Here is a 17958-nt window from a genome sequence, read left to right as displayed (position 1 = left end):
TTTCTTTAAATAATTGTAAATTTACGGATGTTCCGGATTGGATTTTGTCGATTAGATCCATCATTGAAATAGAGATGAACAGGTCCGTCTTCTTTTAATGGCTTTCCTTCTTTTGAAAAACCTAGTATAGCATTTTTGACAGTTTCTAATGGAAGTGTCATTGTATGATCTACAGTTTCAATTTCAACTTGCGTAGCGTCCTCTAAAATTTCAGCGTTAGCAAGGAATGGATGAAATGGTATACCAAATGTTCCAGTAATTAGCTGTTCTTTTTTATATTTCTTTACACTTTGTTGTATCGGCGGGAAGGCAGCACCATCACGAATTTCACGATCCCAATGTTCTGAAGTGTTTTTTAAATAAGTTTCTAGTTCAGACGTGTTTTCTCTAGTTTCATCAAAGTAAGTTGTCAAATCTACTTTTCGATCATCAAAGATCCAAACAGTTGGATCAATAGTGATTGGAAAACGTACTTTTCCGTTAATAAATAAAATTTCGCTCATTGTTGTTCCCCCATTTGTGTTATACTCCCACTTTTCAGTATAATAGCATTAGACACTGTTGTCACAAAAAATGTTTCTATTGCAATTTATTAAAACTATCGCTAATATTAATAGATAGGATAGAGGAGAGTAGGACGGAAACGGAGGGAATCAATTTGGCGTCTGAGACAGTAGCAAATCATCAGGAAAAGGCACTAGCCCTTCTACAAGCGGATGCAGAGAAGATTTTAAGACTTATTAAGGTGCAAATGGACCATCTTACAATGCCGCAATGTCCATTATATGAAGAAGTGTTAGACACACAAATGTTTGGACTATCCCGCGAGGTCGATTTTGCAGTTCGCCTTGGTCTTATTGCAGAAGAACAAGGGAAAGCAATGTTAGGTGAGCTCGAACGTGAGTTATCTGCACTTCATGAAGCGTTTACAAACAAACAACAATAACGGGTTCAAATAAGGGGGCTCAAACTAAATTAGTTTGAGCTTTTTATTTGTATAATAAAGCAGGAAGAATCAATGTACATATGGAATACAACAATAATTAAATTGAAACAGAAAGAGGAAATGAAATGAAAAAAGTATGGAAATCAATGGATTATTCATTGTTACTTCCTCTTGTTATCTTATGTGTGCTGGGAGTTATAATGGTATATAGTTCGAGTTCCATTGTTGCGATTTCGAGGCATAACTGGCCAGCAAATTACTTTTTTAAAAAACAATTAATAACTTTAGCTATTGGAACGGTATTGTTAGCAATTGTGGCTTCATTACCTTATAAGTTTTGGAGGAAACGAATAATTTTATCGGCAATGGGGCTAGGAAGTATTGCTTTACTAGCAGCAGCCTTGATTTTTGGTAAGGAAATAAATGGTGCAAAAGGTTGGATATTAGGTATACAGCCGGCTGAATTTGTTAAATTATCAATTATTATTATATTAGCTCGCTTTTTTGCAAGAAGACAAGAGACAAATACACCTGTTTTTAAAGGATCGGGACTTACACTTGGTTTTGTTGGAATGGCAATGTTTTTAATTTTAAAGCAAAATGATTTAGGTACCGATTTGTTAATTGCAGGAACAGTCGGGATTATGTTTCTTTGTTCAGGGGTACGGATTAACTTATGGATTAAACGAATTGTTTTAACTTCTATAGTATGGATTCCGGCGCTATATTTTCTGGCTAATTATAAATTAAGTGGTTACCAAAAGGCACGTTTTTCAGTTTTCCTTGATCCATTCAATGATCCTCAGAATGATGGATTCCAATTGGTAAATTCTTTTATTGGAATTGCTTCAGGAGGGCTAAATGGTCGGGGATTAGGAAATAGTGTGCAAAAATATGGATATTTACCAGAACCGCAAACAGATTTTATTATGGCTATTATATCTGAAGAGTTAGGTTTTATTGGTGTAGCTATTATTTTAATTTGCTTGCTACTTATTATTATTCGTTCATTCAGGATTGCTCAAAAATGTAAAGATCCGTTTGGAAGTTTAATTGCAATCGGAATTGCAAGTTTAATGGGAGTGCAAACTTTTGTTAATGTTGGTGGTATGTCTGGATTAATACCGCTTACGGGAGTACCTTTACCGTTTATTAGTTATGGCGGGAGTTCCTTAATAGCTAATCTACTTGCGATGGGAATACTACTTAATATTGCTAGTCATGTAAAACGAGAAGAAAAACAACAGAATAGTGTAATAAAAGAAAGAGAACAAAATGGACCACATCTTGTAGTTGTAAAATAAAAAAAACATCGTGCTTTAGAGCAGGATGTGTTTTTTATTTTCAAGTAGTTTTAAATATGATGTATTAATTTCTCTTTCAGTTAAAAGATATATCACATTCGTTTAAATGTGATATACAATTGAGTTGTTAGAAAAGGAAGAGGTATGCTATACTATTTTTGTGAAACAAATTGCACAGAAAACTTATCATTTGTTAAAAAATAAGGTATGATGGATAAAAATAAAGTGAAGCTTTCTAAGTATAATATAATGTGGAAAGTGAAGAACTTCACGCTTTTTAAGGTGTGTATATATTTTATCTCTAGAGTGGTAGGAAAGTAGAGGGGGAAAATCATGACAAAGCTGCAACGTATTCAAAAAGTATTGGTAGCTAACCGTGGAGAGATTGCAATTCGTGTGTTTCGAGCTTGTTCGGAACTTGGATTAAAAACAGTTGCAATCTATTCGAAAGAGGATAGTGGTTCTTATCATCGCTATAAAGCCGATGAGTCCTATTTAGTTGGGGAAGGAAAAAAACCAATTGATGCTTATCTAGATATTGAAGGCATTATTGAGATTGCAAAAAGTAATCATGTAGATGCAATCCACCCTGGATATGGTTTCTTGTCAGAAAATATTCAATTCGCGAAACGTTGCGAAGAAGAAGGAATTATCTTTATCGGTCCGAAAAGTAAGCATTTAGATATGTTTGGAGATAAAGTGAAAGCAAGAACACAAGCGCAGCTAGCACAAATTCCAGTTATACCTGGTAGTGATGGTCCAGTAGATTCATTAGAAGAAGTCGAAAAATTTGCTGAAAAGTATGATTACCCGATTATTATTAAAGCGTCCCTTGGTGGTGGCGGTCGTGGTATGCGTATTGTGCGTACTAGTGAGGAATTAGGAGAATCATATAATCGAGCAAAATCAGAAGCGAAAGCAGCCTTTGGTAATGATGAAGTTTACGTCGAAAAATTCGTTGAAAAACCTAAACATATAGAAGTACAAATTTTAGCAGATGAAGAAGGCAATGTTGTTCATTTATACGAGCGTGACTGTTCTGTACAACGTCGTCATCAAAAAGTTGTAGAAATAGCACCGAGTGTATCACTTTCAGATGATCTGCGTCAGCGTATTTGTGATGCTGCTGTGAAGTTAACGAAAAATGTAAACTATTTAAATGCAGGAACAGTAGAATTCCTTGTAAAAGATGATGAGTTTTACTTTATTGAAGTAAATCCACGTGTTCAAGTAGAACATACGATTACAGAGATGATCACAGGAGTCGATATCGTTCAATCGCAAATTTTAATAGCTGATGGACATGCATTACATAGTAAAATAGTAGGTGTTCCGAAGCAAGAGGAAGTGGTTGTACACGGATTTGCAATCCAATCTCGTGTAACAACTGAAGACCCACTAAATAATTTTATGCCGGATACAGGAAAAATTATGGCGTATCGATCAGGCGGTGGTTTTGGTGTGCGTCTTGATACAGGAAATAGCTTCCAAGGTGCAGTTATTACACCATACTACGATTCTTTACTTGTAAAAGTTACAACTTGGGCACTTACTTTTGAGCAAGCTGCTGCAAAAATGGAACGTAACTTAAAAGAATTCCGTATTCGTGGTATTAAAACAAATATTCCATTCCTAGAGAATGTAGTAAAACATAAAAACTTCTTATCAGGAGAATATGATACTTCGTTTATTGATGTGTCACCTGAACTATTCTTATTCCCGAAACGTAAAGACCGCGGAACGAAAATGTTAAATTATATTGGTTCAGTAACAGTAAATGGCTTCCCAGGAGTAGGGAAAAAAGAAAAGCCAATATTCCCAGATGCTCGTATTCCATGTTTAAAACATTCAGAGCCAATCCAAAATGGAACGAAACAAATTTTGGACGAGCGTGGAGCAGATGGATTAGTAAAATGGGTACAGGATCAAAACCGTGTACTTTTAACGGATACAACATTCCGTGATGCACATCAGTCATTACTTGCAACTCGTATTCGTACAAAAGATTTACATCAAATTGCAGAGCCAACAGCGAGAATGTTACCAAACCTATTCTCAGCTGAAATGTGGGGCGGTGCAACGTTTGATGTCGCGTATCGTTTCTTAAAAGAAGATCCATGGGAACGATTACTAGATCTTCGTGAAAAAATGCCGAACGTTTTATTTCAAATGTTACTACGTTCGTCAAACGCAGTTGGCTACAAAAACTATCCAGATAATTTAATTCAAAAATTTGTGGAGTGTTCTGCTCAAGCAGGCATTGATGTGTTCCGTATTTTTGATAGTTTAAACTGGGTAGAAGGTATGAGAGTTGCAATTGATGCTGTACGAGATACTGGTAAAATTGCAGAAGCAACAATGTGCTACACAGGAGATATTCATGATCCATTACGTAGTAAATATGATTTGAATTATTATAAAAACTTAGCAAAAGAGTTGGAAGCATCGGGAGCTCACATTTTAGGTATTAAAGATATGGCTGGCTTACTAAAACCAAACGCAGCATATGATTTAGTTTCAGCATTAAAAGAGACGGTATCGATTCCGATTCACCTGCATACGCACGATACGAGTGGAAATGGTATATTAACGTATACGAAGGCAATTGAAGCAGGTGTTGATATTGTCGATGTAGCAGTGAGTTCTATGGCTGGTCAAACGTCACAACCGAGTGCGAACACATTATTCTATGCACTAGGTGGAAATGAAAGACAACCAGATGTTAATATCGATTCTTTAGAAAAGCTATCTCATTATTGGGAAGATGTACGCAAATACTATGCACCGTTTGAAAGTGGTATGAATGCACCTCACACAGAGGTATATATGCATGAAATGCCAGGTGGACAGTATAGTAATCTTCAGCAACAAGCGAAGGCGGTTGGTTTAGGAGATCGCTTTGATGAAGTGAAAGTAATGTACCGTCGTGTGAATGACATGTTTGGAGATATTGTAAAAGTAACACCATCATCAAAAGTTGTTGGCGATATGGCGTTATTTATGGTTCAAAACCACCTGACAGAACAAGATGTTTTAGAGCGTGGACATGCTTTGGACTTCCCTGGATCTGTTGTTGAAATGTTCTCTGGTGATTTAGGTCAACCGTACGGTGGTTTCCCGAAAGAATTGCAAAAGATTATTTTAAAAGGGAAAGAGCCGTTAACAGTAAGACCAGGTGAACTACTAGAGCCAGTAGATTTCGACGCGTTAAAAGAAGAATTATTCCATAAACTTGGACGCGAAGTAACAATTTTTGATGTAGTTGCATATGCATTATATCCAAAAGTATTTATGGACTATGAAAAAGTTGCTGAGCTTTATGGAAATGTATCTGTACTTGATACACCGACATTCTTCTATGGTATGAGACTAGGTGAAGAAATTGATGTGGAAATTGAACAAGGTAAGACATTGATGGTTAAACTTGTATCAATTGGAGAACCACAGCCGGATGGAAATCGTGTCCTTTACTTGGAATTTAATGGTCAACCACGTGAAATTGTCGTGAAAGACGAGAGTGTGAAAGCAACAGTTGCACAACGTGTGAAAGGAAACCGTGAAAATCCAAATCACATTAGTGCAACAATGCCAGGAACGGTAATTAAAGTAGTTGTAAAAGAAGGCGATGAAGTGAAAAAAGGCGATTCTATGGCAATTACAGAAGCGATGAAAATGGAAACGACAGTTCAAGCGCCGTTCAATGGTAAAGTGAAAAAAGTATATGTTAACGATGGTGATGCAATTCAAACGGGTGATTTACTTATTGAATTAGATCACTAAAATAAAAAAAGAGCTGTGTAAATATACAGCTCTTTTCTTTATTGCAAAAAATCCCTTGCCGAATTGGCAAGGGATTTTAGTTTTAAATTATTTTGTTTGTTTAGAAGTTGATCCGGCTTCTTTTGCATTCACTTTACTTCTTGTTCCTAACATAACTAAATAGCATAGTACGGCAAACAAGCAAGAAATGAATAGAGAATGTAACAATGCCATTGCTAAACTAGCGTTTGTAAATACAACTAAAATTCCTACTACAGCTTGAAGTGTAACAAGGATAAATGAAATGATCCATCCCCAATATACTACAGGTTGCTGTTTGTAATGACGAATAGCGAGAATCATCGCGTAAAGTATCCAAGCGAAAATTAACATTGCTGCAACTCTATGGCCCATTTGAACCCATTCATGTAGTTGAGTTGGCATAGGTCTGTTTTTGCTACATAAAGGAAAGTCTGGACAGGCTAAGCTAGCTCTTTCGTGACGTACTAAAGCACCTGTGTAGACGACGATATAACTGTAAATTGTTACACCATAAATATGAAATTTCATTTTTTTGTCCATAATAAGAGAACGTGCATCAAATTTTTGGTCAATTTCAAAGATAAGACACGTTAATAAAATGACAGAAGCAAATGAAATTAAGGAAATACCGAAATGGATAGCAAGTACAGCTGGCATTTGTCCCCAAACAACTGCTGCTGCTCCCATTAATGCTTGTGCAACTAAAAATACGAAGGATAAAATTGCTAACGTTTTTGTTTCACGCACATGTTTATAATATTTCCAGGACAAAATACAAAGGAGAGTGACAAGAATTCCAGCTGATCCTGATGTTAATCGGTGGCTAAGTTCAATAATAGTTTCCATTGATAAATTAGATGGAACAAATTCACCGTTACAAAGTGGCCATGATTTACCACAACCTTGACCAGAACCTGTTTTTGTAACTAAAGCGCCTCCTAATAAAACTATTAATAAATCAAGGCTTGTAATGACTGCTAACCATTTAATAAAGCGTTGCAATCTCTTTCACCATCTTTCTGCTATGAAGTTATTGCGAAATATTTTCATTCCATTATGTATAGAATAAAACGCGCTAGTTCCTATGATATATAAAAAATAATAAAATAGCAAAGAAATGGAGGGGAAAGGAAAGGGGGAGAAAACAGGTGTAAAAACAGGGTTCCTAAGGAAAAAATTAGGTGAAAAATAGGCTATTTTGAAAAGAAATGGGGAGAATACGTGTTAAATAGGATAAAATAGTTTATTATAGAAGGTAACATCATGTTATGATAAGGACAAGTCAGAATGAAGTTTTTTATATTCGACACAAAAAGTTCATGTTTTCTTCACAAAATGTTCGGGAAATATGATTTAATATATTGGAGTATGGGCGTAGATTAGTAGTAGAATGGGTTAACAATGTTTCTACTGTAATAATATTGCTATATAGAAGCGAATTATTTCATTTGAAATAGGCGCAAAAAGAAAGATGAAAGTTTTAAGAGGGGGTTAGAGTGATGAACCATGCAACAAGTGAGCTGCATGATGAGTCCGCTGTTACAAGTGTACCGGAAACAACTCGGATACAAGATTTAAAAGCACTCGTTAAAATGGGGATTGTAAACTCAAATACACTTACTGTATTTACAGGATTTTGGTTGGCATTACACTTTAATGGATTAAGTGTAATGGACAATCTGGATAAGTTATTCTTTACAATCGTTGGTTCTGGATTAGTTATGGCAGGGGTATGTTGCTTAAACAACTACATTGATCGAGACATCGATCCATTAATGGAAAGAACAAAGACCCGTCCAACGGTTACTGGAAAATATAAACCAGGATTTGCACTTACATTTGGACTAGTCATATTACTTCTTGGTTTTGTATTTTTATTATTAACAACACCAATGGCAGTCTTAATGGGATTTATTGGTGCTTTCACATATGTTGTTCTATATAGTTTATGGACAAAGAGAAAGTATACACTAAATACTGTTGTAGGTAGTATATCTGGTGCAGTTCCACCTTTAATTGGATGGGCAGCAATCGATCCATCTTTAGGTCATCCAATTGCTTGGATGTTATTTTTAATTATGTTTATTTGGCAAATCCCACATTTCCTTGCATTAGCGATGAAACGTGTTGATGAATATCGAAATGCAGGAATTCCAATGCTTCCTGTAGTTCATGGATTTGAAATTACGAAACGCCAAATTATGATTTGGACAGTATGTTTATTACCACTACCATTTTATATGAGTGGACTAGGGATAACATTTATGGTAATTGCAACACTGCTTAACATCGGATGGATCGCTTTAGGATTTTATGGATTCCGTAAGAAAGATGACATAAAATGGTCTGTGCAAATGTTTGTTTATTCCCTAAATTATTTAACAATCTTATTTGTATCAATGATTGTAGTTACATTCTTCTAAGACAACGACATAATTGGATTTCTTTACGTTGAGATTTACTTTACTTAACTATAAAGTACAATCTAATTCACAAGGAAAGTGGGGGTTGTTTGTATGAAGAAACAGTGGCGACTGCTTTCGTTCGTTTCACTGCTGGCTTTACTGTTAGGGGGATGCGGTAAAGCCTTTCAATCTACTTTAATTCCGCAAGGAGAAGTAGCAAAAATGCAATATGATTTACTTCTACTGGCAAGTGCAATCATGGTAGGAGTAGTACTAGTAGTTACTATTATTTTCTTGTATGTAATTGTGCGTTTCCGACAAAAAAAAGGTCAGGAAGATTATATTCCAGAGCAAGTTGAAGGAAATCACAAGCTAGAAATTATATGGACAGTTATTCCGATTATTCTTTTACTAATCTTAGCTGTTCCAACGGTTACATATACATTCAAACTTGCTGATGTAAGTGCGATGGAGAAAAAGAATATTGATAAAGATACTATCGTTGTTGATGTAACAGCGAATCTTTATTGGTGGGAATTTTCTTATAAATCAGAAAAGATAGTAACTTCGCAAGATTTAGTCATCCCCACAGGTAAGAAAGTGTATTTAAATTTGAAGGGTGCCGATATTAAACACTCATTTTGGGTTCCATCTTTAGCTGGGAAAATGGATACAAATACAGACAATGTGAACAAAATGTGGTTAAAGGCAGATAAATCGGGCACTTATAATGGTTTTTGTACAGAATTTTGCGGCCCATCACATTCTTTAATGCAATTTAAAGTGAAAGCTTTAGATGAAAGCGAGTACAAAAATTGGCTTGCTGATATGAAGAAGATTGATGGGAAGAAAGAAGTAGCTTCAACAAAGGCGCAAGAGGGCCAAGAAATATTTAATAAAAGCTGTATTGGTTGTCACGCAGTTGGATCTAATGATAGTAGACCACCTTCCGCTCGTATCGCACCAAACTTAGCAAACTTTGCGGATCGCGATATGGTTGCCGGTATTGCCGAAAACAATGAAGAAAACTTAAAAAAATGGCTGAAAGATCCTGAAAATATGAAGCCAGGAAACAAAATGACTGGCAAATATGGCAACTTAACGGATGATCAAATTGATGCATTAAATGCATACTTACAAACGTTAAAAGTTGAAAAGTAAAGAGGGATTATTCGCGAAGGGGAGGTTGAAAACGTGAGTTCTGTAGCAAAAAAACAGGGGATGGGTGCTGTCATATGGGATTATTTAACGACAGTAGACCATAAAAAGATTGCCATTCTCTATTTAATTGCAGGTGGATTGTTTTTTGTAATAGGCGGAATAGAAGCTCTATTTATTCGCCTTCAATTAGCGATTCCTAACAACGCTTTTCTTGTTGGGGATGCTTATAATCAAGTATTGACGATGCACGGTACAACAATGATTTTCCTCGCAGCTATGCCACTCGTGTTTGCATTTATGAACGCCGCTGTACCACTTCAAATTGGTGCACGTGATGTAGCGTTCCCGTTTTTGAATTCACTCGGATTTTGGTTATTTTTCTTTGGTGGAGTATTTTTAAATTTAAGTTGGTTTTTAGGTGGAGCACCTGATGCAGGATGGACATCTTATGCATCTTTAGCTTTAGCCTCTAAAGGTCATGGTGTTGATTTCTATGTACTCGGTTTGCAAATCTCAGGTATTGGTACATTAATTGGAGGGATTAACTTCCTTGTCACCATTATTAATATGCGTGCGCCAGGAATGACGTATATGCGTATGCCGATGTTTACATGGACGACATTTGTAACATCTTCGCTTATATTATTCGCTTTTCCACCGTTAACTGTAGGATTAGGACTTTTAATGTTAGATCGTTTATTTGGAACAAGTTTCTTTAATCCAGCATTGGGTGGGAATACAATTATATGGGAGCATTTATTCTGGATTTTCGGTCATCCAGAAGTATACATTCTTATACTCCCAGCTTTCGGAATATTCTCAGAAATCTTCGCGACATTTTCGAAAAAACGATTGTTTGGTTATTCATCGATGGTGTTTGCGACTGTATTAATTGGATTTTTAGGATTTATGGTATGGGCGCATCATATGTTTACTGTTGGACTTGGTCCAGTTGCTAATGCTATTTTCTCAGTTGCAACAATGGCGATTGCGGTTCCGACTGGTATCAAAATATTCAACTGGCTCTTTACAATGTGGGGCGGAAATATTCGTTTTACGACACCGATGATGTGGGCAGTAGCTTTCATTCCATCATTCGTCATGGGTGGAGTTACAGGGGTTATGCTAGCATCTGCACCAGCTGATTATCAATTTCATGATAATTATTTCGTAGTAGCACATTTTCATTATGTAATCGTTGGCGGTGTTGTATTTGGTTTACTTGCAGGAGCTCATTATTATTGGCCACTGATGTTTAATAAAGTATTAAATGAAACATTAGGAAAGATAACGTTTTGGCTATTCTTTATCGGTTTCCATTTAACGTTCTTTATTCAGCATTTCCTTGGCTTGATTGGTATGCCGCGCCGTTACTACACATATCTTGAAGGGCAAGGGTTGGAAATGGGGAATATGATTAGTTCTATCGGAGCGGTGTTTATGGCTCTTGGGACGATTGTTCTTCTATTCAATGTAATTAAAGCGACAGTATCAAAAGAAAAAGCTGGTCGTGATCCGTGGGATGCACGTACATTAGAATGGACGATGCCAGCACCGACACCAGAATATAACTTTAAACAACTACCATTTGTTCGCGGATTAGATCCGTTTTGGATTGAAAAACGTGAAGGTAATAAAGAGATGACAGCAGCGGAACCAATTGGTGATATTCATATGCCAAATCCTTCGTTTTCACCATTTGTCATTTCTTTCGGATTGTTTATAGCGGCATTTGGTGCAATGTATATGCAGGGCGGAAAAGATAAGTTCTGGTTATTAGTAGCAATTATTGGTTTAATCATTACATTTGGCGCAATGTTCCTACGTTCAGTAATCGATGATCATGGATACCATATTCATAAGGAAGATTTAGATGATAAGGGGGGCAAGGCATAATGCATGTAGATGAAAAATTAACGAATGAAACATTTCCAGCAGAGCCTGAAAAAGCAACCCTTGAAGGGAAAAATAAGTTTGTCGGTTTTTGGTTATTTCTTGGAGGCGAAACAGTGTTGTTCGCTTCCTTATTCGGAACATATTTAGCATTAAAGAATTCTACAAATGGTGGACCAACATCTCAAGAAATGTTCCAAATGCCACTCGTTTTCATTATGACGATGCTTTTATTAACGAGTAGCTTAACAAGTGTATATGCGATGTATCACATGAAAAACTTTAACTTTAAGAAAATGCAACTTTGGTTACTAGTAACTGTATTACTAGGTTTAGGATTTTTAGGGTTTGAGATATATGAGTTTTATCATTATACACATGAATTTAAGCATACTATGAGAAGTAGTGCGTTTGGCTCTGCATTTTATGCTCTTGTTGGTACACATGGACTCCACGTATTGTTTGGGTTGTGTTGGATTTTAACATTAATCTTTAGAAATGCGAAGAGAGGTCTAAATTTATACAATGCACCGAAGTTTTATGTTGCATCAATTTATTGGCACTTTATTGACGTAGTTTGGGTGTTTATTTTCACTGTAGTATATTTAATGGGAATGGTGGGATAAACAATGGCGATAAAGCAAACAAATAATCCTAAAGTTGATCTTGTTTATCGGAAGAGAAAAAGTGCGGAGGAAATGAAGCATCAAGTTATTACGTTTGCATTAATGATTTTTTTAACATTAGTTGCATTTGTAGCAGTGGCGTATCCAAAAACTTTTAGTCCGACTTTCTCTGTGCCATTTATTTTACTATTAGCAGTGGTACAAGTAATTTTTCAATTGTATTATTTTATGCATATGAGCCATAAAGGACATGAAGCAGCAAGTTTCTTTCTTTACTCTGGCCTGCTAATAGGGTTAATTACAATTTTAGCTTTTATGACAATTGTGTGGATTTGAAAAGTGAAATATAAGGGAGCTTGTGTTGTCACAGCTCCCTCTTCATATTATGGGATAACCTTACGAAGGTAGGTGTGAAAATGAGTAACTTGTGGATATTTGGTTTTCAGGCTTTATGGAGTCCAATTTTTTTATTATTTATGCTTTCGATTCTTATTGGGTACTTCTTAATTATTGGACCTTATAGAATGCGATTTGAAAATGCGACGAAGGTAAGTAAGAAGCAAATTTTTTATTTTACGACTGGTATTGTTCTTTTGTATTTTGTAAAGGGAGGGCCTATTGATTTAATTGGCCATATTATATTTAGTGCTCATATGTTTGAAATGGCAGTCATGTATATTGCAGTTCCACCGTTACTGTTGCTTGGTATACCAACTTGGTTATATCGTTACATTACTTCTTTTAAGTTCGTTCAAATTATATTAAAGGTATTTGCTAAACCACTTATTGCGTTGTTTGTATTTAACGGCCTGTTTTCTTTTTATCATTTACCAGTTGTTTTTGATACGGTAAAACAAAGTCAAATTGCTCATCCTATTTGTCTCGCTATATTGTTTTTTACAGCAATCATGATGTGGTGGCCGATGTTAAATCCATTACCAGAATATCAAACGTTAAGTGATATAAAGAAACTTGGTTACATGTTTGCTAATGGTATATTATTAACGCCAGCTTGTGCGTTAATAATTTTTGCGACAGCCCCGTTATTTGCAACGTATACGGATCCGGCTGCTTGGATGAAAGCGATGGAACTATGTGTACCAGCGGGCACTTTATCAGATTTAAATATAACGGGACCGGAATTTTTGCACTGGATGCCAGTAGTACAAGACCAGCAAACTGGTGGTATCATAATGAAAATTGTCCAGGAAATAGTGTACGGTACAATTATAGGCTATGTATTCTTTAGATGGGCACGTAGAGAACGTGAAAAGGATAAGGAGCAGTTACAGCAATTGCCGCCGTATTTACAAACTAAGTAAAAAAAGTGTATGGGATTCCATACGCTTTTTCTTTTTTAGTTTTAGCTTTTTATAAAAGATTGAATTTTCTAATTATTTATGTTAAGTTTGTGTAGGCGTGTACTAAAAGTGGATATAAAATTTACTACTAGCTTTCATACGCAATAATTCCATATGTAGTGCAAGTTTTTTAGAGAGTTACAAATATATATTGTTATCTTTAATAAATACGAACTATTTTAAGGGGGAATTTAAATGGGTAGTAGTGGAAGTATGGTAAAGCCGATTAGTGGTTTTTTGACAGCGCTAATTCAATATCCAGTACCAGTAGTAGAGTCACGTGCAGACATTGATAAACAAATTCAACAAATCATAAAAACAATTCATTCGACCAAATCAGGTTACCCTGGATTAGAATTGATAGTATTTCCTGAATATAGTACACAAGGGCTCAATACAAAAAAATGGACTACAGAAGAATTTTTATGTACAGTGCCTGGGCCAGAAACAGACTTATTTGCTGAGGCATGTAAGGAATCTGAAGTATATGGTGTTTTTTCAATAATGGAAAAAAACCCTGATGGTGGAGAGCCATATAATACAGCAGTTATTATTGATCCACAAGGTGAAATGATTTTGAAGTATCGTAAGCTAAATCCTTGGGTGCCAGTCGAGCCTTGGAAAGCTGGAGATTTAGGCTTACCTGTTTGTGATGGACCTGGAGGAAGTAAATTAGCTGTTTGTATTTGTCATGATGGCATGTTCCCTGAAGTAGCTCGTGAAGCGGCCTATAAAGGTGCAAATGTCTTGATTCGTATTTCTGGGTATAGCACACAAGTTAGTGAACAATGGATGCTAACCAATCGTTCAAATGCATGGCAGAATTTAATGTATACATTGTCGGTAAACTTAGCGGGTTATGATGGTGTATTTTATTACTTTGGTGAAGGACAAGTATGTAATTTTGATGGGACTACTTTAGTACAGGGGCATCGAAATCCTTGGGAGATTGTTACTGCTGAAGTATATCCAGAACTAGCAGATCAGGCTAGATTAGGATGGGGATTAGAAAATAATATATATAATCTAGGTTCAAGAGGATATGTAGCAACTCCTGGTGGGGTGAAAGAAAATCCATATACGTTTGTAAAAGATTTAGCTGAAGGTAAATATAAGGTTCCTTGGGAAGATGAGATTAAAGTAAAAGATGGATCTATTTATGGATATCCAGTAAAAAAAACGATTCATTCTTAGGGGAGGGAAAAAACAAGCGCATCATATTGATGCGCTTGTTTTTGTTAATCAATAATTTGAAGTTCTTTTAACTCTTTTTCGACATTTTGTAGGAGTTGTTCACTTTTTTGAAGTACATTCGTTGGGAAAGTCTCATCATCGCCATATTCAACGCCGTGAGGATAATAATGTTTTCCTAATAAGGGAGGGAGTAGTTTTACTTCAGCGTGTCTACTGCCAATGTCACCTTCAACAGCAACGCCTTGCACTCGCAAATAATAAACATCCTTTAATATTTCAAATTTATAATCGTATGTAACCCGTTCATAATCCCACTGTCCAGCAAGTACGAAGTGGTTGTTTTCCATGATTTCAGTTAAAAGAGTTAATTCAACGACGGCTCCATTAAATTTCGTATTTGTAAATTGCATATAATACCTCCTTTTTTAATGTTACACCATTATTTTTATAATAGTATGAATAATAAGAAAGTGCAATTCATATTGAGAGAAAAGGGATAATCCAGACTTTTTTCACAAAAATATGATATAGTGAAAAGAGTACGGTACACACAAAAAGAAAGAAAAGGATTTGTGTATATCTCAATTTTATGTTTTGTTCAGGAGGTATATCGTTTGAAGAAATTATTGCGTATCGTAATGATTACAATTTTAATTTTAGCTGTTGATTTATACGGGAAATTACTCGTTTCACAATATATATTAACCCCATCTCAATCAAAGCAAGAAAATAAAATTGTGAAAAAGAAAAAGCAAATTAAGGAAGACTCCTCAGACACTGTTTTAAATATGATTGGTGAAGACTCTGAAAATTTATTAGCGAAGTGGGGAGAACCCTCTCGAATAGAGCCATCTGCATACGGATATGAATGGTGGGTATACAATCAGGATTTAACTCAGTATGTTCAATTCGGAGTTTCTGAACGTAAAGTTATAACGGCGTACGCTGCTGGTGAACAAGTTAAGGTTCCACCTTATTATATAAATGAAAAATATGAAGAAGTATATAAAAAAAGTCCGCTTTCGCATGAAATTTCATTAAAAAGAGGGAAAAATAGTTATCAATTTGAACTATCTGATACCGAAGTCATGGAACAACCGTTAATACCTGTAGAAGATGGATGGGCGCAATTGTATTTTGATCAATTTACACATGAGCTTGTGGGTGTTCGTTATATGGATGACGAAACTTTATTACGCCAAAGACCATATCAGCTCGTTTATTCAGGTGAATTAATAGCAGAACAACCACTGACTCCAGAAAAGATAAAACAAGTAGAAAATGGGAATATGCAACAAATTTTTGATTTAACAAATATCATTCGAAGTCGTCATAAATTACCATTATTAACATGGGATCAGGAAACGGCAGATGTTGCTGTTGGTCACAGTAAAGATATGAAAGACAATAATTATTTTTCTCATGACTCACCTACATTAGGTACGCTAGGAGATCGTTTGCAGCGCGGGAAAGTAGGATTTCAACTTGCTGGTGAGAACATAGCGGCGCAACATAGTGATGGAATTGCGGCAGTGCAAGGTTGGTTAAATAGTGAGGGGCATAGAAAGAATTTATTAAATGAACAATTTACAGGATTAGGTGTTGGTGTATATGATAAATTTTATACACAAAACTTTATTCGAAAATAAAGCGAAACTGTAAGCGGTGGGGTGTTACATCACCTAATTAGTTACTTCGTATTCACTGAATTGTAGGTGGGAATCTGACCGTATGCAAATAGCAGAAAAAAAGGTGCATGAATTGTCTAAAAATAGGCGAACCATGCGCCTTTTTTTTCTTACTATATAGTAGATATACATGGAGAGGTGAGGATTATGCCAACAACAAAAGGGCCGTTACATCCATCGGTTCAACAGTTTAAAGAATTTGTAAACCATCACCCTAAAATGGTTCATGAGGTTAGAAGTGGTCACAAAACTTGGCAACAATTTTATGAAGAATGGTACTTACTTGGTGAAGAAGATCCAATATGGGCAACTTATAGACCGGATGGAGCGCCTGCGTTTTCTTCGGTAAAAGAAAATAAAAAAGAAAAAGATAATCGAACTGAAGAGGAAAAAACTGCTGATGTGATGGGGCAAATGCTTTCTTTTTTTAAAAAGTTGGACGTGGAACAAATGCAGAACCATTTAGCTAATGTGACGAGTGCTATTGGGAGCGTGCAACAAGTTATTCAGCAATTTCAAGGTAACCGTACGCAGCAAGAACAAAGTACTTCAGAAAATAACCCGTTTTTCTTTCAAAAGGATTAGGGGGAAAGATGATGAGAGCAGAAATTATGGAGTTTATAAAGGCTAATGAGGATTTATCTCGCTATATTAGAGAGCAACCGTACTGGTATAGAAAATTAACACGAAATCCTGAAGAAAAAGAGGCTTTTGAGTTAGCGGCGATGCAACATTTCAAAAAAACAATACCAGATAAAGTGGAAAAATTTCAAAATCAATTGGCTGTTGCTTCGATCATGATTGATATGTTTCAGTATATGAAGCAACAAAATGCAACTTAATTACAAGTGAAAAATATGTCCGTCATGCAGAACTTTTGTTACAATAGAGATTGATTATTTAAAAAGGAGTTGCAGCATGACGGAAATTTGTTTAGTACGACATGGACAAACTGATTGGAATTTTCAAGAAATTATTCAGGGGCGAGAAGATATTCCGCTTAATGAAGTTGGTAAGAAGCAAGCGAGTCAAAGTGCAGCTGCTTTACAAGAAGAAACGTGGGATATCATTATAAGTAGCCCGTTAATTAGAGCGCAAGAAACGGCTAATGAAATCGCAAAGGCGGCTGGATTACAATCGATTTTATTAGATGATCGATTTGTTGAACGGAATTTTGGAGAAGCTTCAGGGAAGCCAGTTGCGACTGTTAGAGAGTTGATTGCTGAGGGTAAAGTAGAAGGTATGGAGCAAGATGAAGAGATTGTAGCTCGTTGCTTTGCTGCTTTAGAAGATGTTGCAACAACTCATTTTGGCAAACGTATTATTATTGTTGCTCACTCACACGCGATAAAAGCAATTTTACATGCCATTGAACCAGATGAAATTACATTTAAGACACCATTAAAAAATGCGTGTATTAGTTATGTGAAACAAAATAGTGGGAAATGGGATGTTCTTAAATATAATATAGCGGAACATATTACTGTATAAGTGTGTACGGATATAGTGTGAAAATAGTTTCATTATATCTTTCTTTTGAGTAAGTCACTTCAATTAGTAGTTCTAATCTAAATGTGGT

At 35.8% G+C, this 17958-nt stretch carries 17 protein-coding genes; 14 read left to right on the top strand and 3 right to left on the bottom strand.

Annotated elements, in window-relative coordinates; genetic code table 11:
- Positions 1–5 precede the first annotated feature (5 nt).
- Positions 6–503 (bottom strand): molybdopterin-binding protein, encoded by a 498-nt coding sequence (locus tag ATL10_RS19065; RefSeq protein WP_001289810.1) that lies wholly within the window; start codon positions 501–503, stop codon positions 6–8.
- A 155-nt stretch (positions 504–658) separates the two neighbouring features.
- On the opposite strand from ATL10_RS19065, the gene ATL10_RS19060 reads away from it, so the two are divergent.
- From ATL10_RS19060 to pyc, 3 genes are all read left to right on the top strand, one after another.
- Positions 659–946 (top strand): Fpa/YlaN family protein, encoded by a 288-nt coding sequence (locus tag ATL10_RS19060; RefSeq protein ID WP_000135694.1) that lies wholly within the window; start codon positions 659–661, stop codon positions 944–946.
- A gap of 125 nt (positions 947–1071) precedes the next feature.
- Entirely contained in the window at positions 1072–2250 is a 1179-nt protein-coding gene (locus tag ATL10_RS19055; protein ID WP_000758407.1) for an FtsW/RodA/SpoVE family cell cycle protein, read from the top strand.
- A 333-nt stretch (positions 2251–2583) separates the two neighbouring features.
- The gene (gene pyc, locus ATL10_RS19045) at positions 2584–6030 is read left to right on the top strand and encodes a pyruvate carboxylase (RefSeq protein ID WP_000164055.1); all 3447 of its coding nucleotides are present in this window, start codon (positions 2584–2586) and stop codon (positions 6028–6030) included.
- Between the two features lie 87 nt (positions 6031–6117).
- On the opposite strand, the gene ctaA is transcribed toward pyc, so the two are convergent.
- Complete coding sequence (ctaA, locus tag ATL10_RS19040; protein ID WP_001188740.1) at positions 6118–7053, bottom strand: heme A synthase; 936 nt, start codon at positions 7051–7053, stop codon at positions 6118–6120.
- 497 nt (positions 7054–7550) lie between these two features.
- Between ctaA and ctaB the strand changes: the two genes are divergently transcribed.
- The 7 genes from ctaB to ATL10_RS19005 all read left to right on the top strand — a co-directional run bounded on the left by ctaB (position 7551) and on the right by ATL10_RS19005 (position 14691).
- The gene (ctaB, locus tag ATL10_RS19035; protein WP_001015053.1) at positions 7551–8474 is read left to right on the top strand and encodes a protoheme IX farnesyltransferase; all 924 of its coding nucleotides are present in this window, start codon (positions 7551–7553) and stop codon (positions 8472–8474) included.
- 93 nt (positions 8475–8567) lie between these two features.
- Entirely contained in the window at positions 8568–9617 is a 1050-nt protein-coding gene (coxB, locus tag ATL10_RS19030; RefSeq protein WP_000745273.1) for a cytochrome c oxidase subunit II, read from the top strand.
- A gap of 60 nt (positions 9618–9677) precedes the next feature.
- A complete protein-coding gene (ctaD, locus tag ATL10_RS19025) occupies positions 9678–11513 on the top strand; it encodes a cytochrome c oxidase subunit I (RefSeq protein ID WP_181419332.1) in 1836 nt (611 codons plus the stop codon).
- On the top strand, positions 11513–12136 hold the full coding sequence (ctaE, locus tag ATL10_RS19020; RefSeq protein WP_000557861.1) for a cytochrome c oxidase subunit III: 624 nt from the start codon (positions 11513–11515) through the stop codon (positions 12134–12136). The genes ctaD and ctaE overlap by 1 nt, the downstream gene beginning before the upstream one ends.
- 3 nt (positions 12137–12139) lie before the next feature.
- Positions 12140–12472, top strand: a complete 333-nt coding sequence (ctaF, locus tag ATL10_RS19015) for a cytochrome c oxidase subunit IVB (RefSeq protein WP_000985703.1) — start codon at positions 12140–12142, stop codon at positions 12470–12472.
- Positions 12473–12552: 80 nt separating this feature from the next.
- Complete coding sequence (ctaG, locus tag ATL10_RS19010; protein ID WP_000069031.1) at positions 12553–13458, top strand: cytochrome c oxidase assembly factor CtaG; 906 nt, start codon at positions 12553–12555, stop codon at positions 13456–13458.
- A gap of 234 nt (positions 13459–13692) precedes the next feature.
- Complete coding sequence (locus tag ATL10_RS19005; RefSeq protein ID WP_065229293.1) at positions 13693–14691, top strand: formamidase; 999 nt, start codon at positions 13693–13695, stop codon at positions 14689–14691.
- Between the two features lie 44 nt (positions 14692–14735).
- Here ATL10_RS19005 and ATL10_RS19000 read toward each other — a convergent pair whose 3' ends face one another.
- Complete coding sequence (locus ATL10_RS19000) at positions 14736–15101, bottom strand: YugN family protein (RefSeq protein WP_001160948.1); 366 nt, start codon at positions 15099–15101, stop codon at positions 14736–14738.
- Between the two features lie 204 nt (positions 15102–15305).
- On the opposite strand from ATL10_RS19000, the gene ATL10_RS18995 reads away from it, so the two are divergent.
- From ATL10_RS18995 to ATL10_RS18980, 4 genes are all read left to right on the top strand, one after another.
- Positions 15306–16340, top strand: coding sequence for a CAP domain-containing protein (locus ATL10_RS18995; protein WP_000735387.1), 1035 nt, complete (start codon positions 15306–15308; stop codon positions 16338–16340).
- 186 nt (positions 16341–16526) lie between these two features.
- Positions 16527–16964, top strand: coding sequence for a YlbD family protein (locus ATL10_RS18990; RefSeq protein ID WP_001143346.1), 438 nt, complete (start codon positions 16527–16529; stop codon positions 16962–16964).
- 11 nt (positions 16965–16975) lie between these two features.
- Positions 16976–17221 carry a YlbE-like family protein gene (locus ATL10_RS18985; protein ID WP_098235796.1) on the top strand — a complete coding sequence of 82 codons (246 nt, stop codon included), beginning with the start codon at positions 16976–16978 and terminating at the stop codon, positions 17219–17221.
- A 76-nt stretch (positions 17222–17297) separates the two neighbouring features.
- On the top strand, positions 17298–17870 hold the full coding sequence (locus tag ATL10_RS18980; RefSeq protein ID WP_053563739.1) for a histidine phosphatase family protein: 573 nt from the start codon (positions 17298–17300) through the stop codon (positions 17868–17870).
- Positions 17871–17958 lie beyond the last annotated feature (88 nt).

The sequence above is a fragment of the Bacillus sp. 196mf genome, assembly GCF_003217275.1.
In the GTDB taxonomy this organism is placed as follows: domain Bacteria; phylum Bacillota; class Bacilli; order Bacillales; family Bacillaceae_G; genus Bacillus_A; species Bacillus_A thuringiensis_S.
The sequence above is the reverse complement of the archived record's forward strand: the minus strand, read 5'-3'. Positions and strand labels throughout refer to the sequence as shown.